The 19,996-nt window shown below is 54.7% G+C and carries 21 protein-coding genes; 15 read left to right on the top strand and 6 right to left on the bottom strand.

Annotated features, from left to right (window positions below; genetic code table 11):
* Positions 1-2: 2 nt before the first annotated feature.
* Together rsmD and DFP90_RS15690 are read right to left on the bottom strand one after the other, a co-directional pair.
* Complete coding sequence (gene rsmD / locus DFP90_RS15695; protein WP_115937469.1) at positions 3-563, bottom strand: 16S rRNA (guanine(966)-N(2))-methyltransferase RsmD; 561 nt, start codon at positions 561-563, stop codon at positions 3-5.
* A gap of 3 nt (positions 564-566) precedes the next feature.
* The gene (locus DFP90_RS15690; protein WP_115937468.1) at positions 567-1,511 is read right to left on the bottom strand and encodes a pseudouridine synthase; all 945 of its coding nucleotides are present in this window, start codon (positions 1,509-1,511) and stop codon (positions 567-569) included.
* A 169-nt stretch (positions 1,512-1,680) separates the two neighbouring features.
* Between DFP90_RS15690 and DFP90_RS15685 the strand changes: the two genes are divergently transcribed.
* From DFP90_RS15685 to msrA, 5 genes are all read left to right on the top strand, one after another.
* The gene (locus DFP90_RS15685) at positions 1,681-2,583 is read left to right on the top strand and encodes a helix-turn-helix domain-containing protein (RefSeq protein WP_115937467.1); all 903 of its coding nucleotides are present in this window, start codon (positions 1,681-1,683) and stop codon (positions 2,581-2,583) included.
* A gap of 86 nt (positions 2,584-2,669) precedes the next feature.
* A complete protein-coding gene (locus DFP90_RS15680; protein ID WP_115937466.1) occupies positions 2,670-2,960 on the top strand; it encodes a putative quinol monooxygenase in 291 nt (96 codons plus the stop codon).
* A 117-nt stretch (positions 2,961-3,077) separates the two neighbouring features.
* Positions 3,078-3,536, top strand: a complete 459-nt coding sequence (locus DFP90_RS15675; protein ID WP_115937465.1) for a nucleoside deaminase — start codon at positions 3,078-3,080, stop codon at positions 3,534-3,536.
* 72 nt (positions 3,537-3,608) lie between these two features.
* Positions 3,609-4,529: a transcriptional regulator GcvA gene (gene gcvA / locus DFP90_RS15670; protein WP_115937464.1), complete on the top strand. Its 921-nt coding sequence runs from the start codon at positions 3,609-3,611 to the stop codon at positions 4,527-4,529.
* Positions 4,530-5,094: 565 nt separating this feature from the next.
* Positions 5,095-5,565, top strand: a complete 471-nt coding sequence (gene msrA, locus DFP90_RS15665; RefSeq protein ID WP_218044700.1) for a peptide-methionine (S)-S-oxide reductase MsrA — start codon at positions 5,095-5,097, stop codon at positions 5,563-5,565.
* A 76-nt stretch (positions 5,566-5,641) separates the two neighbouring features.
* Here msrA and DFP90_RS15660 read toward each other — a convergent pair whose 3' ends face one another.
* Complete coding sequence (locus DFP90_RS15660; protein WP_115937462.1) at positions 5,642-6,469, bottom strand: universal stress protein; 828 nt, start codon at positions 6,467-6,469, stop codon at positions 5,642-5,644.
* A gap of 151 nt (positions 6,470-6,620) precedes the next feature.
* Between DFP90_RS15660 and DFP90_RS15655 the strand changes: the two genes are divergently transcribed.
* From DFP90_RS15655 to DFP90_RS15645, 3 genes are all read left to right on the top strand, one after another.
* The gene (locus DFP90_RS15655) at positions 6,621-7,082 is read left to right on the top strand and encodes a PAS domain-containing protein (protein ID WP_181905398.1); all 462 of its coding nucleotides are present in this window, start codon (positions 6,621-6,623) and stop codon (positions 7,080-7,082) included.
* Positions 7,083-7,206: 124 nt separating this feature from the next.
* On the top strand, positions 7,207-8,892 hold the full coding sequence (locus DFP90_RS15650; RefSeq protein WP_115937460.1) for a methyl-accepting chemotaxis protein: 1,686 nt from the start codon (positions 7,207-7,209) through the stop codon (positions 8,890-8,892).
* A gap of 6 nt (positions 8,893-8,898) precedes the next feature.
* Positions 8,899-10,590, top strand: a complete 1,692-nt coding sequence (locus DFP90_RS15645) for a sensor histidine kinase (RefSeq protein ID WP_115937459.1) — start codon at positions 8,899-8,901, stop codon at positions 10,588-10,590.
* Between the two features lie 23 nt (positions 10,591-10,613).
* Here DFP90_RS15645 and DFP90_RS15640 read toward each other — a convergent pair whose 3' ends face one another.
* On the bottom strand, positions 10,614-11,399 hold the full coding sequence (locus DFP90_RS15640) for a pyridoxine 5'-phosphate synthase (RefSeq protein WP_115937458.1): 786 nt from the start codon (positions 11,397-11,399) through the stop codon (positions 10,614-10,616).
* 223 nt (positions 11,400-11,622) lie between these two features.
* On the opposite strand from DFP90_RS15640, the gene DFP90_RS15635 reads away from it, so the two are divergent.
* On the top strand, positions 11,623-12,183 hold the full coding sequence (locus DFP90_RS15635; protein ID WP_115937457.1) for an LbetaH domain-containing protein: 561 nt from the start codon (positions 11,623-11,625) through the stop codon (positions 12,181-12,183).
* Here DFP90_RS15635 and DFP90_RS15630 read toward each other — a convergent pair.
* Positions 12,180-12,890, bottom strand: coding sequence for a methyltransferase domain-containing protein (locus tag DFP90_RS15630; protein WP_115937456.1), 711 nt, complete (start codon positions 12,888-12,890; stop codon positions 12,180-12,182). The genes DFP90_RS15635 and DFP90_RS15630 overlap by 4 nt on opposite strands.
* Positions 12,887-13,840: a lysylphosphatidylglycerol synthase transmembrane domain-containing protein gene (locus DFP90_RS15625; protein ID WP_115937455.1), complete on the bottom strand. Its 954-nt coding sequence runs from the start codon at positions 13,838-13,840 to the stop codon at positions 12,887-12,889. The genes DFP90_RS15630 and DFP90_RS15625 overlap by 4 nt, the downstream gene beginning before the upstream one ends.
* Positions 13,841-14,202: 362 nt before the next feature.
* Here DFP90_RS15625 and DFP90_RS15620 point away from each other — a divergent pair, with 362 nt between their 5' ends.
* The 6 genes from DFP90_RS15620 (at position 14,203) to DFP90_RS23070 (ending at position 19,904) form a co-directional block, all read left to right on the top strand.
* A complete protein-coding gene (locus DFP90_RS15620; RefSeq protein WP_115937454.1) occupies positions 14,203-14,691 on the top strand; it encodes an Lrp/AsnC family transcriptional regulator in 489 nt (162 codons plus the stop codon).
* Positions 14,692-14,869: 178 nt separating this feature from the next.
* On the top strand, positions 14,870-16,015 hold the full coding sequence (locus DFP90_RS15615) for a glycine cleavage T C-terminal barrel domain-containing protein (RefSeq protein WP_115937453.1): 1,146 nt from the start codon (positions 14,870-14,872) through the stop codon (positions 16,013-16,015).
* A gap of 29 nt (positions 16,016-16,044) precedes the next feature.
* Positions 16,045-16,494 carry an OsmC family protein gene (locus tag DFP90_RS15610; protein ID WP_115937452.1) on the top strand — a complete coding sequence of 150 codons (450 nt, stop codon included), beginning with the start codon at positions 16,045-16,047 and terminating at the stop codon, positions 16,492-16,494.
* 20 nt (positions 16,495-16,514) lie between these two features.
* Complete coding sequence (locus DFP90_RS15605; protein ID WP_115937451.1) at positions 16,515-17,321, top strand: enoyl-CoA hydratase; 807 nt, start codon at positions 16,515-16,517, stop codon at positions 17,319-17,321.
* A 7-nt stretch (positions 17,322-17,328) separates the two neighbouring features.
* Positions 17,329-18,972, top strand: coding sequence for an acyl-CoA synthetase (locus DFP90_RS15600; RefSeq protein ID WP_115937608.1), 1,644 nt, complete (start codon positions 17,329-17,331; stop codon positions 18,970-18,972).
* 644 nt (positions 18,973-19,616) lie between these two features.
* Positions 19,617-19,904, top strand: coding sequence for a hypothetical protein (locus DFP90_RS23070; RefSeq protein ID WP_147301030.1), 288 nt, complete (start codon positions 19,617-19,619; stop codon positions 19,902-19,904).
* Positions 19,905-19,996 lie beyond the last annotated feature (92 nt).

The following is a 19,996-nucleotide window of genomic DNA, read 5'->3' as shown; positions in this document are numbered from 1 at the left end:
ATCTATTTATCCGCCGGTTCGCGGAGGAAATAAAGACGGGCCGCGCCATATTTGCGCTCATCCACGACCTCAAGACTGGCCGGGCATTCAAACGGTTCTTCCGGATGGGTCTGCACGATCACCAGCCCGTCCCTGGCCATCCAGCCGCTGTTCAGCACCGATTCCAGGCATTGCTCGGCCAGGCCTTTGTGATAGGGCGGGTCGATGAAGATCAGGTCGCAGGGCTGTTTTGGCTTACCGGCCTTCCGGGCATCGATCGGTAATACGGTTGTTTCTTTTTCTGCCCGGCATTTGGTGATATTGGCCTTCAACGCGGCCAACGCATGGCGGTCCATCTCAAAGAAGGTAGCATGGGCGGCACCGCGGCTGAGCGCCTCCAGGCCGACGGAACCGCTGCCCGCGCAGATATCGGCCACATGGCCATCCTTCACCAGGGCACGGTAATCGCCATGGCCGAGCATGCTGAACAAGGCTTCACGGGTGCGGTCGGCGGTTGGTCGGGTGGTATTGCCATCAGGCGTCATCAGTTTGGTGCCGCGGAAGCGGCCGGTGATGATGCGCATGGATCAGTTTCCGTCCCGGCCGCGGCCATCCGGCTTCCGGGCGTCAGGCCGCTTGGCACCGGGGCGTTTCGAGGCGGCCTTGCGGCCATCCGGGCGCTTGACCGCCGGTTTCTTGCCATAGGTTTTTTTACCGGATTTACGCAGCCCCTTTTTGGGCTTGGCTTTGGCGCCTTTATGTTGACGGCCCTCCGCTATGCGGATGGCACCGGGTGGGATTTCCTCTACGTCCCCTTTTTCCAGGCGGCCCAGATCAAACTTGCCGTAGGAAACCCGGATCAAGCGGTTCACCGCATAGCCCAGATGTTCCATCACCCGGCGGATCTCCCGGTTTTTGCCTTCCTGCAAAGTGATCTTGACCCAGGCATTGGATCCCTGCTGGTTTTCCAAAACGGCTTCGATCGCGCCATAACGGACGCCGTCTACGGTCACGCCATTGGCCAGGGATTGAAGCTTGGCTTCATCGACCCGGCCGCGCACGCGCACACGGTATATCCGTCGCCAGCCGGTGGCCGGCAGTTCCAGTTTGCGGGCCAGCTCACCGTCATTGGTCAACAGCAACAGGCCCTCGGAATTAAGATCCAACCGACCGATGGAAATCACCCGCGGCATGTCTTTTGGCAGATTGTCAAATACCGTGGGGCGGCCCTTCTCATCCCGCGCCGTTGTCACAAGGCCGGCCGGTTTGTGATACATCCACATGCGGGTCGGTTGTTTCACTGGCAGGGGTTTGCCATCGACCACGATCTGGTCTGCATCCGTAACGGCCAGGGCAGGCGAGGTGATCTTGTTGCCATTGACCGTGACACGGCCCTCTTCGATCCAGCGTTCGGCTTCCCGCCGGGAGCACAGGCCCGCCCGTGCCATCACTTTGGCAATGCGCTGGCCGGTTTCGGCATTGGCGGTCTCGGTCGCGGGGGCATCGCTGTCGTTCGGGCGTTGTTCGGCCATGATCTACTTCGTATAGTCCGTTTGTGAATAGGGGAGGCGATTGGTGCCCCGCCGACTTGTTACGATTTTATAGCATTAAAGGCCACCGTCTTTTTCAAGGTTAAACAGGCGGGGTCACCGGTTCCGGCCAGCCCTTGGGAGACCGGATAGCCAGTATGGACGATTCTTCATGCCAGACCAAATCCCCGTTTATAGTCGAGAGAAAACCCTTCTGATCCCGGAGTGTCTCCATGACATGGTGGATGCGCATTGTGTGATGGGCCATGGCGAGGCGTCGATATTCTACAAAAATATCCCGCAGAACATGACTGATGTGGAGTTTTTCACCAATGCGCCCTGTCTGGCCTTCGTTTTATCCGGGGAAGAAACATTTGCTTCTTATGAGCGGGATGAGATTGTCCTGCGCAAGGGGCAGATGCTGTTCATGCCGAAAAACTCTTATATGATATCTGATTTTGTCCGGACGGACGGCCCGCTGGAGGCCTTCCTGTTTTTCTTTGACGATGGGACAATCAAGGAATTTTTGAAAAGCAGGCCGCTGGCAGGCGGGGGAGCTGTGGAACCGGTTGCCCCATATGAAATGAATGCTGACCCGGTTGTGGAAGCCTATATGGCCGCCTTGTACGCGGTCTATCGCGATTTCAGGACCAGTCCCGAAATTGTCCGAGTCAAGCTGTTGGAGCTGTTGAATATTCTGGAACTGACCGACAACGGAGGAAACCTATGCGGGTTTTTGAGCGCGGTTGGGTCGGATAATCCGAAGCGTAACATTAAAAGGCTGCTGGCTGACCCCATTCATTGGAAACTCAGCATTGCCGATCTGGCGCGTTTATCGGGACGTCCGGCAACCAGCTTTAACCGGGATTTCCGCCGGCAGTTCGGGACCACGCCACAGAAATGGCTTATAGCTGCCCGACTGGAACGCGCCCATGATTTGCTGCGCGCCAGTTCACTTTCAGTGAGTGAGATCGCGCTTGAAGTCGGGTATGAAAATATCTCCCACTTCATTACGGTCTTTAAGAAAAAATTTGGCGTTTCTCCGAAAAAACTGCGGCTGGAAAATAACTGGTAGAAGAACCGTATTTTTGGGAAGGTCCGAATATTTCGCCAGGCTAGGTTCCGTTATGACATCTCCGACATCAACGAAGGAGTTAAGTCATGCGAGTAACCGTAACCATTCAAGCCAAAGTCAATCAGGGGGGCTATCGCGCGCTCGAGCCCTTTTTGCGCGAAAACCTGCCGAATGTGCGGTCCTTTCCCGGGGCTTTGAATGTTTCGATCCTGTTTAATAGCCAAACGAATGACTTTCTGATCCATGAAGAGTGGCTGTCGGAAGAGCATCATCAGGCCTACCTCCAGGCGATCACGGAAAATGGCGTCCTGGCGCGACTGGCTGGCTTTTTTGAAGCGCAGCCGGTGATCCATTATTATCGAAAAGAAGAGATTTGATAGCAGAGAAAGGGCTGTGTTAGGTATCCTGCCAGATACTTGGCACGGCCCGTTTCGCTGAAAGGCGGCAGACCGTTAAGCGTGAGGTATTCTGAGCCGGAGACAGGCAGGAAAGTGATGACGGTCGAACCGAACGAATATATGCAACAGGCAATAAAGGCGGCAGAGGCCGCGGCAGCCCGAGGTGAAGTGCCGGTGGGGGCGGTCGTTGTCGAATCGGCAACCGGAAGGGTCTTGGCGGCGGCGGGAAACCGGGTGGAGGAATTGAATGATCCCTCCGCCCATGCGGAATTGCTGGCGATCCGGGCTGCGGGTCAATTGCTGGGCGAACCGCGGCTACCAGGCTGTGATCTATATGTGACGCTGGAACCCTGTCCGATGTGTGCGACCGTCATTTCCTTTGCCCGGGTCCGGCGGCTCTTTTTCGGGGCCTATGATCCCAAGGGCGGCGGGGTGGATCATGGGCCGCGCATCTATGAGCAATCCACCTGCCATCACCGACCGGAGATTGTCGGCGGCCTGTCGGAAAGTGAATGCGCTGATTTGCTGAAATCCTTTTTCCGGGATCGGCGGTAAGGGGCGCTTTTATCCCGGCGGAAACATGAATATATATTCATGGATGATTCTGACGATTTGAGGTGCTGAGCCATGCGTCCCCTGCCGCCTATTGCTGCCTTGCGTGCGCTTGAAGCAGCCGCCCGCCATCTGAGCTTTACCCGTGCTTCGGAAGAGCTAAATGTCACCCAAAGCGCGATCAGTCACCAGATCCGCCATATGGAGGAATTTTGGGGTTTCAAGCTGTTCATCCGGCAAAAGCGAGGGCTGGTGCTCTCCGAGCAGGCAAAGGTATTGGTTCCTGTGATTCGGGATTTCCTGGAACGGATGGAAGTTTCCCTGACCCAACTGGCGGAGGAAGAGGTGCGAGGGGCTTTGAAAGTGAGCCTTTTGCAATCCTTTGCAGTGAAATGGCTGGTGCCGCGCCTGCCGGATTTTCAGGCCCGGCATCCGGACATTGATGTCTGGATTTCCACCAATGATAATTGCATCGACTTTGCTGATGGCGAAGCCGATATGGCGATCCGGCTGGGCGGAGGCAATTATCCGGGGCTGTTTTGTGAGCTGATGCTGACGGAGAAGGTCTTTCCCGCCTGCAGCCCGGGCCTGATTGAACAATATGGCATGCCTGAAACACCGTCGGATCTTCTGCAGATGCCCTTGCTTTTGCGCAATAATGAAGAGCGCACATCGACCTGGCAGGAATGGTTCCGGCGTGCGGGGCTGATGAACCCGTTGCTTGGCGACGGCCCACGCTTTCCGGATACCAACATGGCGCTTCAGGCGGCCTACAGTGACCAGGGGGTGGCGCTGGTGCGCAGCGCCCATGTAGGCGAGGATTTAAAGTTGGGGCGGTTGGTGAAGTTATTTGATGTGGATTACGAGAGTGCGTCCGCCTATTACATCGTCTGCCCCAAACATCAGGAAGATCGTCCGAAAATCAAAGCTTTTCGGGCCTGGTTGGCCGATCAGGCCATTGAGGCCCGGATGGAGTATGATGTCTTGGGGATTTGAGGGACGCCTCCGGAATGTGCGAAAGCGCAGAGCTTCAACCGGCTCGAATGCGGGCCGGCTCATATGAGTGAATTTGAGGATTTTAATGGTTTAGAAAGACGTGTGGCCCTAACCTGGGGGGAAGGGGCGGTTAGGGCCACAGTCCTTATCAAAGGCTTTGCCTTTGCACATCGGGCAAGAAAGTGGATTGGCTGCAAGTGCCCGATGTAACAAGATAGTAGCAAAGGGTGTGCCAGTTTTCTCTGAGGGTTTGAAAAAAAATTAAGCTGTTGAAAATAAACAATATAAAAAACGAAATCTAAAAAAACTCCCTTATTCGCAAATTGCAAATATCCAGAAAAATCGCAAAATGCAAATGAATAAATTCGCAATATGCGAATAGTTATTTGCAATATGCGAAAATGGCGCTCCCTACATGTGTGGGTGCCACAAGAAATTGTGACAGGAGCTTACTGGAAGTGAGCCCCGGGATTGACCATATTGGGAGGGCCTTGCAATGGCAGGGGCATGGAGCCGGTTTTCGAAGGCTGCCATCAATAGATTTTTTGCGATAGGGAGAATGCCGGTGGAAAAAGCGATGTTTGGCGCAGGTTGTTTCTGGGGCGTGGAAGCGGCCTTCCGGTCGGTGCCCGGTGTCATGGAAACGGCGGTCGGATATAGCGGGGGATCAAAAACCGATCCGAGCTACAAAGAGGTCTGCAGTGACAGTACCGGTCATGCGGAGGTTGTGCTGGTGACCTTCGACCCGGAAAGGGTGTCTTATCAGGATCTACTGTCGGTTTTTTGGCAAAAGCATGACCCGACGCAATTGAATCGGCAGGGGCCGGATACAGGCAGCCAATATCGTTCGGCGATTTACTTTTATGATGAAGCGCAAGAACAAACGGCCAAGGCCTCCATGGCGGAAGAGCAAGCCTCAGGCCGTCACAGCCGACCTATTGTGACGGAAATTGCACCAGCGGGCGATTTTTGGGTCGCTGAAGATTATCATCAGCAATATCTGGAAAAGCGCGGCCTGGCGACCTGTTCGATCTGAGCCGAGGTCAAAGAAACAAAAATGCAAAGGGCCGCCCGATATTCGAGCGGCCCCGCAATTTTGAATTCGTTTTAAGTTAGTGAGAGAAGATTACCGGAATGGTCATATGTTCCAGCATATGCCGGGTCACGCCACCCAGGATCATTTCCCGCAGACGTAAATGGCCATACCCGCCCATGATGGCCAGGTCATAGCCGCCTTCCGATATTTCGTTAAGCAGCAGGTCTCCGACGGAAACACCGTCAGAGACGGTTTTCTGGATCGTTGATCCGATGTCATGTTCCGAGAGATAACGGGCCAGGTCCGCCCCCGGTGCATCCTCGCCCCGTTTCGGATTGGCGCTCAATATGGTGATGGAGGATGCCTGTTCCAGGATCGGCCTTGCATCATACACGGCACGTGCGGCTTCCCGGCTGCCGTCCCAGGCAATCATCACCGATTGGCCGATTTGTGCCTGTGTCCCAATATAGGGCACGACCAGAACGGGGCGCCCAGCGGACAAAATGACATTGTCCGGCACGCTTTGATAGGTTTCCATATCCTTGTCTTCATCTTCCTGCCCAAGGATGACCAGGTCACTGAAGCGGCTGTGATCGGTAATGGCCGTGGCGATATCCCCCTCGGCCTGTACCCATTGGCTGCGGTCCTGGCGGTTGTTGGCGCGTACCACGTCATCAAAGACCTCCTTGGCTTTGGCAATCCGGAGGTCCTGCTCCTCATTCATCGCGGTATAGATGTCGGGCGGGACCTGGGCGGCGGCGAAGCTTGGGATATAGAAAGGGGACTTGACAGCAAGGCCTGTCAGGTGGGCATCAAACCGGCCTGCCAGGTTGATGGCGGTTTCAAGGCAAAGTCTGCCCCGCTCGCTTGCTTCCAAATGCACTAGAATTGACTTGATACGCATCTCTCTCACCTTTCCGTTAATGGTGTCTGGAGAGGATAGCCCCTCACCCTGCTTGCATTATGTCATAAGCAAAGATCCCGGCCTTGATTCATCTCAATTTGTCTTGCAAGCGGGGATGACGGCTGAATAAATAGAATATATGCAGGATATTATGGGACTGGAACCGGGGGCGGGGCTGCCGGATCCGAGACATCAGGATCTCTTTGATTATTGGCACGCGAAATGTGCGGGGCGGATTGCGCCGCCACGCCAGGCTATTGATCCGGTGGATCTCACGGCTTTACTGCCGAACCTGTTTATTTTCAAAGTATATGAAGAACCAGAGCGGGATTATGAACCAACCCTGTTGGGAACAGCTCTCGTATCGGTTCTTGGCCGGGATTTCACCGGCAGCCGGTTTTATGAGATGTATCATGGAGAAAGCGCCAAAATACTGCGCCGGCAATATGATCATGTGGTTGATAGCCATCAGCCTTTTTATGCCCAGTTGGACGCGGAATGGATGAATAAGGATTTCATTTCCTATGACCGGCTGCTGTTGCCGCTTTCGGAAGGCGGAGAGACCGTCAGCCGCCTGCTGGGCTGTTCTTTCTTTACTCGGAAAGACCGGTAGCGCCCGCCTTTATAGAAGATATCCAGATAGAGATAGATCAAAGAAAGAAACTAGAAATAGTAATAAACTATTTATTCATAGAGTTGCCAGAAAATGGCAATGAGCCTCGATCAGGGAGGGAAAGATGAAGAAACTCAAGTTGCGGTGGCGTATTTTGTTGGTGACGCTGGTCGGTGTGATCGGTGTTGCGGTCTTGAGCGGGTATGTGTTGGTGGAACAGCATCGAATGCTGGTGGAAAGCCGTCAGATTAAAACCCAGCATATCGTTGAATCCATTCACAGCATTGTTGATTACTTTGGGAAAGAAGCCAGTGCCGGCAATATGAGCGTTGAAGAGGCACAAAAAGCCGCCATGGAAGCGATCCACAATGTCCGCTATGACGGCGGCCAGGAATATTTTTGGATCAATAACTATGATTCCGTTGTGCTGATGCATCCCATCAGTCCGAAACTGAACGGCAAAGACCTCAGTGATCTGAAGGATGTGAATGGTGTTTATATCTTCCGCGAATTCGTGAAGGTGGTTAAGCAGTCCGGAGGCGGTTTTGTAAACTACCATTGGCCAAAACCCGGCTTTGAAGAACCGGTTCCAAAAGTGTCTTACGTGAAAGGTTACGGCCCCTGGAAATGGATCATGGGGTCGGGCATATATATTGATGATGTGAATGCGATTTTCATGAAAAACGTGCTGTTGCTGGCCATCGTCGCGCTAGTGATTGTTGCGGTGATGATTGCTCTTTCTCTTGTCATTGGACGCTCTATTTCCCGGCCGATCAATTCGATTGCCCGGAACATGATCCGGCTCTCTGAAGGCGATCACAATATCAATATCCGCTTTTCCGACGAACGCAGCGAGATCGGTGATCTATCGCGTTCCATGGATGTGTTTCTGGAAAAAAGCATTGAAATGGAACAGATGCGCCAACATCAGGTCGAGCAGGAGAAACGCTCGGAGTCTGAGAAAAAGGCCGCCATGCTGCAGATGGCCGACCATTTTGAGGAAAGCGTTGGCGGGGTTGTCCGTTTTGTCAGCAGCGCAACTGGCGAGATGCGCCAATCTGCCAGCCGAATGACCGAAACAGCCGATCAGGCGGGACAGCAATCCTCGGTCGTGGCCACGGCATCGGAAGAAACCTCAATGAATGTGGAAACCGTTGCCTCGGCGGCGGACCAGCTATCTTCGTCGATCAGTGAAATCAGCCGCCAGGTGGGGCAATCCGCTGAAATCGCCCGTCAGGCGGTGGCGGCATCGGATGAAACGCACAAAAAAATTGAGAATCTTGCCCAGTCGGCCAATAAAATCGGTGAAGTTGTTTCCCTGATCACGGACATTGCGGAACAAACCAACCTGCTGGCTTTGAACGCAACCATCGAGGCGGCCAGGGCCGGTGATGCCGGCAAAGGATTTGCGGTGGTGGCCAATGAAGTGAAGTCATTGGCCAATCAAACAGCCAAGGCAACTGATGAAATCTCCAGCCAGATCGGGGATATTCAGCAGTCGACCAATCAGGCGGTGACCGCCATTGAGAGTATTGCCAAAACCATCCAGCAGTTGGATCAGGCAGCGACGACAATTGCCGCCGCGGTCGAACAGCAGGGCGCGGCTACGACAGAGATCGCCCGCAATGTCGATCAGGCGGCCAAGGGGACCAAAGAGGTTTCCACCAATATTTCCGGTGTGTCAAAGGCCGTGGATGAAACCGGTCAGGTTTCGAAAAACGTGCTGACCTCCGCCGGGGAGTTGGAGGAACAGGCAACGGTCTTGCGTGAGGCGGTGGACACCTTTTTGTCCAAAGTCCGGGCGGTTTAACAGGGCATGGCGGGCCAGCAGGGAAATCGTGACCAAGGGCGGCTGTTTTCCGCTTTGGATAAGCTGGATGACGGGATCACCATGCATGATTCCGAGTTTCGTCTGGTTTATACCAATCTCAGCGCGATTACCCTGCTGGATTTGCCGGTTTCCCTGATGCGGCCGGGTACTCCTCTGGAGGATGTCTTCCGGTTTAATGCGGAACGCGGTGACTATGGTCCGGGGGATGTGGATGCCATGGTTTCCGAGCGGGTCGCCCTTCTGAAACTGCGTCAGGCCCATTGTTTTGAGCGCAGGCGCCCCGATGGGACCGTTCTTGAAATCAAAGGAGCGCCGCTGGAGGATGGCGGCTTCATCAGTATCTATAAGGATGTCACGGAGCGTCGGCAGTTTGCCGAAAAGCTGCGGGAGGCAAATGCCAGCCTTGAAGAAAAGGTGAAAGAGCGCACCCGGGAACTTGCCTATCAATCGGCGCTGCTCGAAGCGACTGTCGAGCATATATCCCAGGGAATTTCGGTTTTTGACAAGGACCTTAGGCTGGCTTTGTGTAATGACCGGTTCATGAAGCTGTTGAACCTGCCGGACGGTTTTTCTGAAGTGGGAACGGAGCTATCCCGCTTTTTCACCTTCAATGCCGAGCGCGGGGAATATGGTGACGGCGACATCAATGAATTGGTCGAAGAGCGCCTGGAAAAAGCCCGAGACCCACAGCCGCACAGTTTCCGGCGGGTGCTGAATGACGGCACCGTGATAGAAATCGAAGGCAATCCCATGCCGGTCATCACCGGCGGTTTTGTCACCACTTATGCCGATGTCACTGAAACCGTGCGTGCCCAGGAAGAGGCGCTGGCGGCGAAGGAGGATGCGGAAAAAGCCCTGACCGAACTGCGGGAAACGCAGGAGACATTGATCCAGGCCGAAAAGATCGCGGCCCTGGGGCATCTGGTCGCCGGGATAGCGCATGAAATAAATACCCCGGTCGGCGTGGGGCTGACGGTTGTCACCCACATGACCGACCGGCTGGATGGGTTGAAGGGCAGTCTGGAAAGCGGGCAAATTAAGAAGTCAGACCTGACCGCGTTTTGCGAAAAAGCGGATGAGGCCTTTGAATTAATTCGGGGCAACCTGGAAAGAGCCGCGGACCTGATTTCTAGTTTCAAGAAAATCGCGGTGGATCAAACCAGTGAGGAACGGCGGGAGTTCAATGTTGCGGAATATACGCGCAATGTGTTTCACAGCCTGTTGCCGCAATTTAAGGAAAGCAACATCAAGATCGAACTGGTCTGTGATGAGGCGATCGAAATGGATTCATTTCCTGGCGCTTTTGCCCAGGTGGTTTCAAACCTGATGATCAACAGTCTGGAACATGCCTATAAGCCAGGCGAAAGTGGAACGATACGCCTCTTGATCGAAGAGAAGGACGGTATGGTCCGGGTTGAACATTGCGATGATGGCTGCGGCATTGCGGAGGAGAATGTGGCCCGTGTTTTTGACCCGTTCTTCCGCAAATCCATGGGCGGAGCGGGAACCGGGCTTGGCCTCAGCGTGGTCTATAATATCGTCCAGGCCAAGCTTTGTGGCGATATCACCTGTCAGAGCCGGGAAGGGGAAGGGGCCGTCTTTATCGTGGAGTTGCCGAAGATCGTGCCCGACCGGGGCAACCATCCCTGTGGCGTGGCCCCTGCCCCGGATCGTTAGGCGAAAAGAGCGACAGCGCGCTCTTAGCCGTTTGCACTGTACAGGAAGCCATCGCGTCGGACATCCAACGCTTCCAGATAGGCCTCCACAGTCCGGCCAAAGCCCATCCAAAGCGCATCAGCAATAAAGGCATGGCCGATGGAAACCTCAGCGAGATCCGGCACGGCTGCCTTAAAGGAAGGCAGATTGTCCGTGGTCAGATCATGGCCGGCATTGATGCCGAGCCCGGCCTCGACAGCGGCACTGGCAGCAGCAGCGTACAGCGCGAGCTGGCCATCGGCGTTCCCGGCTTCAAAAGCATCGGCGTAGGGACCGGTATAAAGCTCGATCCGGTCGGCGCCCAGTTCCGCAACCCGAGCCATGGCGGCGGCGTCCGGGTTCATGAAGAGGGAGACCCTGCAGCCAAAGGACTTCAGTTCTGAAATCAAGGGGCGCAGCCGCTCACGCACTGCGTCATCCATGACGTCCCAGCCATTGTCGGAGGTGGCTGCGTCCGGGGCATCGGGCACCAATGTGGCCTGATCCGGGCGGGTTTCGCGGCAAAGGGTTAGGAAATCGTCGAATGGATTGCCTTCCAGATTATATTCGATCCCGCGCGCCTTATGACCGTCTTTATCCAGCATGGTGGCAAGATCATAAACATCCTGGCGGCGAATGTGGCGTTCGTCAGGGCGCGGATGCACGGTCAGGCCATGAGCACCTGCCTCCAGAATAGTGCGCCCGGCGGCAACGGGATCAGGATAGCCGACATGCCGCTGGTTCCGCAGCAGGGCAACTTTGTTCAAATTCACGCTCAATTTCGTAGTCATGGCCAGCCATATCTTGCTTAGAGTTCCAAATTGGCTCTAATCGTATCGGTTTCGACAGGTAAATGACAGGTCCATTTGGTAGGGAATGTGTTTTGAAAAATGGCCTTAAAAAGCCGCAAAACACGCTGTCCGGCGTGATTGCCCTTGAACCCGGACAGGGGGGGTGTTACGCGGAAGGCAGTAAGAAAAAGCAAAAAGACAGATTTTGAGCAAGGACTGAAGCATGATCAGAAAGAACCCTAACGGTGATATCCCGGTGATTTCCCCGTCGGCCTACGTGGACAAAACCGCCATTATCTGTGGCAAGGTTTTCATCGAGGGCGATGTGTTTGTCGGTCCTTATGCAGTTATCCGCGCGGATGAGGTGAATGAGGATGGCGATATGGATCCGATTATCATCGGGGCCAATTCCAACATTCAAGATGGTGTTGTCATTCATTCCAAGGCCGGGGCATTGGTTAAGATTGGCGAGCGCAGTTCCATCGCGCATCGTTCCATCGTCCACGGCCCCTGTGTGATCGGGGATGATGTTTTTGTCGGTTTTAATTCAGTCCTGTTCAATTGCACGGTCGGCAACGGGTCGGTCATCCGCCACAATTCTGTGATCGAAGGCTGTGAAGTGCCGGAAAATTATCATATTCCCTCCACAACCACGATCCACTCCAATGCGGATTTGAAATCGATTGAGCAGGTAACGCCTGTGCAGGCGACTTTCTCGGAAAGTGTGGTTCAGGCCAATACCGAGTTGGTGAAAGGCTATAAGCGTCTCAATAACGAATTTTAATTCGGTTGCCTGGATGTGGTTGCGCGCTTTTCAAGCACGATAAAAAGCTTGGAGGCGCTCCACCGGCCGATGAATGGCATCAGCTTGTTTTCCAGCGCCAGCAAAGGATGTAATGCCGGTTCCGGTAGCAGGCTGGCATTGCCGATACCGCGTGCCAGCGGGCCGGTCAGGATGCTCATCCATTCCTGGTGAATACAATGAAGTGTTGGAAAGCGCTCCATCAGTTCAATTCTGTGTTCCAGGAAATTAAACAGATGGCTGGCTGTTGCCAGATTGCCATGCTGGCCATGGCGGGCGGCATGGTTGTCGAGCGGACTATGAGAAAAATCCACGCGTCGATCGCCGAAAAAATAGTAAAAAGGCCAGGATAGCAAGCTCACGCCAGGCTCAATCATCACCAGCCGCCCCCCAGGTTTTAAACTGGATTGCGCCTGCTCAAAAAGAGTCGCCGGTTCCGGCAATCGGCCCAGCAGGTCAATGGCCAGGATCCCATCCAGGCTGTTTTTGCCAAATTCCCGGATAGTCTCATTCAGGCGGTCCGCCGGCCACGGGGCGCTGCCCGGCGCGGGATCGTGATCCAGATCCTCTGCTTGCAGAATCTGAATGATCTCGCCGCCATCCGTTGAGGTCAGTCCTGAGAGCAGTTTCTGGGCCAGATGCTGGCTGTAGGCGGTGCGGCCACGCGCGGTCCCGTTGGCTTCATTCATGATGCGGTTTCCTCTTTCCTTGCAGCCAGCCAGAGAAGGCCGCCTGGAATATTGATGACGATATTGAGCAGCCCGAAAAGGATGGAGAGAGTCAGCGCTGACTCATTGGCGACATTAAAGATCGCCAATCCCTGAATCATAGTACCTTCGCGCAACCCCCAGCCACCGACCGAAACCGGTAAGACGATGATCAGCAGGGCAACGGGGGCCACCATGAAGAGGGCGTGAGGTGGGATATCCGTTCCTAATGCCTGACCGATCTGATACATGGCCAGGATGGTGCAGGCATGACTGAGCAGCGAGAGGCAAAGGGTTGGTAGGGCAGCCTTCGGCTTTATCAGGAATAGTGCAGCGCGCTCCCCCAGTGCACCCAGTGCATCCATTGCCCGCGGTCGGCGGAGCTTTTCCGGCATGAAAGGGAATGCCAGCAAAAATGCAAGCCCGGCAAAGCCGATCAGGATCGCCATGAAAGCGCCATTGGCCGTAAGCCCCATTGGGTCCGCCGCCCATATGGCCGGCATGGCTGCCAGTGCCATCATAAGCAGGGCCGCCAGGCCGACGATCCGGTCCATCAGGATTGAACTGACCGCGATCCCAGTCCCGATGCCATATTGCCGGCATCGCAGGATTCGGATCGCGTCACCGCCGATCCCGGAAGGCAAGGCCTGATTGAAAAAAGACCCCTCGATGGAAAGCCGTATGGCAGTTCTCAGGGAAAAGGCAGTCTTATAAAAGCGCAGCATCCAGACCCATCTTCCACTGACCAGCAGTATCTGGAGATAGAGCAATAATGCAGCCAAAAGGATATGGACTGGATCCAAGCTGATGATCTGCGCCTCAATCTGTGCCGGATCGATATTGTGTGCAATCAGGTAAAAGAGAGCCACCGTCACGGCCAGCTTGGCGATGAATATGGCCACAGACTTAAGGGATGATTTCACTAAGGGCATTTGGCGCTAAAATCTGCTTTAGGCGGAAGGGATCAACGAAAGAATTAGTGGGAGATCTCAGAATACACAAGGGATACCTGCTGGCGAGGCTTCTTCATGGTCGTGATCGTTATTTGGTCGCAATCGTTTATCGGGCATGGCGCATAAGATTTTCGCCAAAAGACACAGTGATGCCGCGAATAGGAAATCAGACCCAGCCTCCAGGCTGTAAAATCTCCCGGGAGACCATGTTGCGGTTTTTCGATTCATGAGGGCGGCTTTGGTGTGTGCGAGTCCTGATCCGCCTAACCATGTCGTTACCGGCATCGTATCAATCAGAATAAAAATATCGTTTGATCATTCTATAGGTGAGGTTGGATTAAATGGCGAAGTTTGCACTCGATGCTGCGGACATCCGCATTCTTTGCGCCTTGCAACAGCATGGACAATTGAGCAAGGGCCGGCTTTCAGAGCTGGTCAATCTCTCGCCAACACCCTGCTGGGCGCGCTTCAACCGCCTGAAGAAGGCGGGGCTTGTTCGTGGATATCGGGCGGATATCGATTTTGGCCGGATTGGCAATGCCATGACGGTCGTTGTCACGGTCTCACTCAAGCATCATCGAAAAGCCGATTTTGATAGTTTTGAGAGACGGGTCAGGCAGGAACCCGCGATCACTGAATGTCTCGCGACCGGCGGCGGGATGGACTATGTCTTGAAAATTGTCACCTCCAGTCTTTCCTCATTCCAGCAGGTGATGGACGGCCTCTTTGAAGAGGATGACGGAATTGATCGCTATATGACCTATATTGCCACCAGAGAGGTGAAGTCGGCGGTTCCGGATATTGCCGGATTGGCCGCCCCGAAGGACTGAAGGGCGGAATTTGCCCGGCGAAGACTGATTGTTCTCAATTCCGGTAAATTTTTAGTCCATTCAGACTGAAAATCTGAAAAAGAAGGACCACTTTATATCGTTTCTTTCAACTATGTTCTGGCCGTTCAATGAATTGTTCGGCAGCCCTTGATGGGCATCGTTTTGAAAGGCGATCAGAATGGTACAAAAAGAAGATTTTGGCTTCGGCACACAGATCAGGAAGTCACCCTTCTTTGATGCGACGGTCCGCTGGGGCGCGACGGCATTTTCGGTCTACAACCACATGTATATTCCGCGCGATTTCGGAGATCCGGAACAGAATTTCTGGAATCTTGTGAATGACGCAATCCTGTGTGATGTCGCGGCGGAGCGGCAGGTGGAAATCACCGGGCCGGATGCTGCCAGATTTGTACAGATGCTCACCCCCAGGGATCTGTCCCAGATGGCTGTCGGGCAGTGCAAATACATCCTGGTCACCAATGCGGACGGCGGCATCCTGAATGATCCGATCCTGCTGCGCCTGGCCGAAGACCGTTTCTGGCTCTCTCTGGCGGACAGCGACATTCTGCTTTGGGCACAGGGCGTTGCCGTGCATGCGGGCATGGACGTGACGATCGGCGAGCCTGATGTTTCCCCGCTGCAATTGCAGGGCCCGAAATCCGGCTGGGTCATGAGGGCGCTGTTCGGTGAGGATGTCATGGACCTGCGCTATTACTGGCTGCGCGAAGTCGAGCTGGACGGCATTCCGCTGATCATTTCCCGGACCGGCTGGTCCAGTGAGCTGGGCTATGAGCTTTATCTGCAAGACAGCTCCCGTGGTGATGAGCTCTGGGAAAAAATCATGGCCGTTGGTGCGCCTCTTGGCTTGAAACCCGGTCACACTTCTTCGATCCGGCGGATCGAAGGGGGCATGCTTTCCTATCATGCCGATGCGGATATCCATACCAACCCCTTTGAGTTGGGATTGGACCGCCTTGTAGCGCTCGACATGGATGCCGACTTTATTGGTAAGGACGCGCTGAAACGCATTAAAGCGGAAGGTGCCAGCCGCAAGCAGGTTGGGTTGCATATTGGCGGCAGCCCGCTCAAGGGGCCGAATAACTCATACTGGCCGTTGAAGGTTGCAGGGAAAACGGTCGGCAAGGTGACGTCGGCCGTCTATTCCCCCCGCCTGGGGGAAAATATCGCCCTGGCCATGGTTGAGGCGGATCATGCGGTGCTTGGTTCTGAGTTTGAAATTGAGACGTCGAACGGAACGGCCTTCGCAGTGATTGTTGAAAAGCCGTTCTTCGATCCGAAGAAGGCAATCGCTATTTCTGCGTAAATTGTCACTCAATCGTCAAGGATACTACGATGTCTGAATTGATGGTCGAACTTGAATGGGAACGTTCGGAACCGGAACTGAGCCCCGGCACCTATTCAAATGCCCATATTCTGCGTTTCACCGATGATCTCATGCTGGAGGGGGATGCCGCTCCGGACTGGGGCGGGGATGCCATGAATGCCAACCCGGAACAGTCATTGGGGGCGGCGCTGTCCAGCTGCCATATGATGACGTTTCTGGCGCTGGCCGCAAAGGCGGGATGGCCGGTGGCCAGCTACCGGGATCATGCGATTGCCCATCTGGGCAAGAACCCGAAGGGGCAGACGACGGTGACTCGGATCGATCTGCATCCGGTCGTCCGGTTTGACAAAGGGTTCACTGTTGCGGCTTCCGAGCTGGAAGTCATGCAGGATCGCGCCCATCGCTATTGCTTCATCGCCAATGCCCTGGCCGATGAAGTCGAAGTCAATATCCTCTGAGAGCAGGAAAGGGACAGGAAATGGTTGAGACCGGTGTGGATATCCTGCTGCGTGAGATGGATGCCAATGGTGTTTTGCGCCTTACCATGAATGATGCCGGGCGGCGCAATGCGCTCTCTGAGGCGATGCTGGTGCGGCTGGGAGATGCCTTTGCCGGTGCCGCCGAAGACCGGTCCGTGCGGGCGGTGGTTTTGGCCGGGAATGGACCGGCATTTTGTGCCGGCCATGACCTGAAGGAAATGACGGCGGGTCGCAAGGGGTCGGATGGCGGCCGGGCCTACTTCCAGAAGGTGATGGCGCTCTGCTCGGGCGTGATGCAGTCAATTGTCTCTTGCCCGAAACCGGTTATCGCGGAAGTGGACGGGGTGGCAACCGCAGCCGGCTGCCAGCTGGTGGCCAGCTGTGATCTTGCCGTTGCATCAGACCGGGCGCAGTTCTCGACACCCGGTGTTCACATCGGTCTCTTCTGTTCCACCCCAATGGTGGCCCTGTCCCGTAATCTTTCGAATAAACATGCCATGGAAATGCTGTTGACCGGTGACATGGTTTCAGCGGCCCGCGCGGCCGAAATGGGGTTGGTGAACCAGGTGGTGCCGCCGGACGATGTTGCGGGGGCGGTCATGGCGCTTGCCAACAAGATTGCCGCCAAATCCAGCCTGACCCTGGCTATTGGAAAACGTGCCTTTTATGAGCAGCGGGAAATGGGCCTTAGGCAGGCTTATGACCATGCGTCAAACGTGATGGTGGAAAACCTGTTGGCGCAAGATGCCGAGGAGGGCATTGCAGCCTTCATCGAAAAGCGTGCTCCCCAATGGCGGGATCAGTGAGGTGGCAATGGTTAATCCCTACAACACGGACCTGGACCGCAACCCCGCGAATTACCAGCCTTTGACACCGCTGACATTCCTGGAACGCGCGGCCAGTGTCTATCCTGATTATACAGCAATCATCCATGGGGCCTTGCGGCGCAGTTATCGGGAGTTCTATGCCCGTTCAAGGCGCCTGGCCTCTGCTTTGGCCGGGCGCGGCATTGGCCGTGGCGATACGGTGTCCGCGCTGCTGGCCAACACGCCCGCCATGCTGGAAAGTCACTATGGCGTGCCGATGTGCGGCGCTGTCCTGCATTCGATCAATACACGGTTGGATGCGGAGACGGTTGCCTTTCAGCTGGATCATGCGGCGGCAAGGCTGATCATCGTCGATTCTGAGTTCATGCCGCTGCTTCATGAAGCCCTGGGCCTAACCCGGGTGAAGCCATTTGTCGTGCAATATGATGATCCTGAATTTCATGGCGGGCAGCGGGATCATGAAGCCCTCGATTATGAAGACTTCCTGGCTCACGGAGACCCGGATTTCGATTGGTTGATGCCGGAAGATGAATGGGATGCCATTTCGATCAACTATACCTCCGGCACCACCGGTAATCCGAAGGGGGTCGTTTCTCATCATCGGGGGGCCTATCTGTTGGCGCAGGGCAATGCGCTGACAACCTCTATGGCAAAACATGCGGTCTATCTCTGGACCCTGCCGATGTTTCACTGCAATGGCTGGTGTTTTCCCTGGACGCTGTCGGCAATCGCGGGCACCCATGTCTGTCTGCGCCAGGTGCGGGCCGAACCGATCTGGTCGGCGCTTGCCGAGCATGCCGTGACCCATATGTGCGGCGCCCCGGTGGTCATGTCCTTGATGATCGGCGCGCCGGATCATGAAAAGCGCAGCCTCGGTCACAAGGTCCAGTTCTTCACCGCTGCCGCACCGCCCCCGGAAAAGCTGTTGGCGGATATGCAGCAGGCCGGGTTTGAGGTCACCCATCTCTACGGCCTCACCGAAACCTATGGCCCGGCCGTGGTGAATGACTGGCACCAGGGATGGTCGGATCTGCCGCCGGAGCAGCAGGCGGCGTTGAAGGCGCGCCAGGGGGTCCGATACCTGCCCCTGGAAGGTCTGGATGTGCTGGACCCGGAAACCATGACCCCGGTGCCGCGGGACGGCAAAACCATGGGCGAGGTAATGTTCCGCGGCAATGTGGTGATGAAGGGCTATTTCAAAAACCCCGAAGCCACCCGGGAGAGCTTTCAAGGCGGCTGGTTCCATTCCGGGGATCTGGGCGTCATTCACCCCGACGGTTATATCCAGCTGAAAGACCGGTCCAAGGATGTGATCATCTCAGGCGGGGAGAATATCTCCTCGATGGAGGTGGAGGAGGTATTGTACCGGCATCCATCCGTTGCCGTGGCGGCTGTTGTGGCCATGCCGCATCCCAAATGGGGTGAAACCCCCTGCGCCTTTATCGAAAAGGCAGCGGGGCATGAGGTGGATGCGGCCGGAATGCGTGACTGGTGCAAGGAAAACCTGGCGTCCTATAAGGTGCCGGGCCGGTTCGTCTTTGCGGAAATACCCCGGACCTCCACCGGCAAGATTCAGAAATTTCACCTCCGGGAACAGGCAAGAATTCTGTCTGGTGATGGCGGAGGCTGAGTTGGCGCTCAGATAGCCCAAGGGGCGTAACAATCTTCAGCGGAATAGTATAGCCGACGGTCCAAAAGGGCCGTCGGCTATCTGTTGGAGGAGAGGCATGTAAACTGCCATCAACCGCCCCAAAAGACCGATAAAGAGTTATCCTGCCCCATTTTTCAAAAACTTCTATGTCGGCTCGTTTGAAGCCTCAGGTATCTGTAAAAATATTCCCTGTCGGATGTCGCTTACCGTACTGGATCGTCTGAGAGCCGATTGTTCGGCGTGAGGTGTCGAACCCCTGAAGTCGTATGGAAAGGCATGTATTGAATACCAACGACTATATCGAAAACTATCCTTGGGTTTTAGAATCCAGCGCGCTGATAGAGGACTGGGAACAGAAACAGGCTGGCAGGTTGCTGTGTACGGTTGCTTGAGAAACAAGAGGGAGTATCCCGGATATGCAGGGAGGTCAGGCGAGTGCCTTCCTGTAGGAAATATTCCGAGTTTTTTTGGGGGGGTAACAGGCAAGCGATCCTTGGGGCCCCTCATGACCCCTTCCGGACAAGGGCGGGATGCTGTAGGTAAGATCATCAAGGTGTTCCCGAGAGCCCTTGATTCAATAGCGTTGGACCGTGTGTAATTTCTATATTTTTTAGGGGCTGTGAGTGATCAATATTCCATTCATACTGGCATTTATCTCTTGGTATTTTGGCTCTGTTGCCTACTTTTTTAGTCACTTGATATTTTTTATGTTTGTTCTTTTTGGCGTGAGGGATCTGATTATTGTTGGTCGGTTTGGTGGGTGGAATGATAGGTTTTATTCAGTCCTAATGATTTTCTTTGTTTTGTTTACTGTAATATTTTTTGTATTTCACAATGGTATGTATGATGATTATTTAAGTTTTGTTTCTTTTGCGGATGGTTTTTATTATTGTGTCTCTGGCGAATATTGAAGTGGTCCTAGAAAATCGGACCATCTGCTAAGGTGTATCCTTCTCGATAAGAAGGACGACAAGAATGGCGAAACGCCGAAACTTTACCGATC

It is taken from the genome of Aestuariispira insulae (assembly GCF_003385955.1).
GTDB lineage: Bacteria > Pseudomonadota > Alphaproteobacteria > UBA8366 > Aestuariispiraceae > Aestuariispira > Aestuariispira insulae.
The sequence above is the reverse complement of the archived record's forward strand: the minus strand, read 5'-3'. Positions and strand labels throughout refer to the sequence as shown.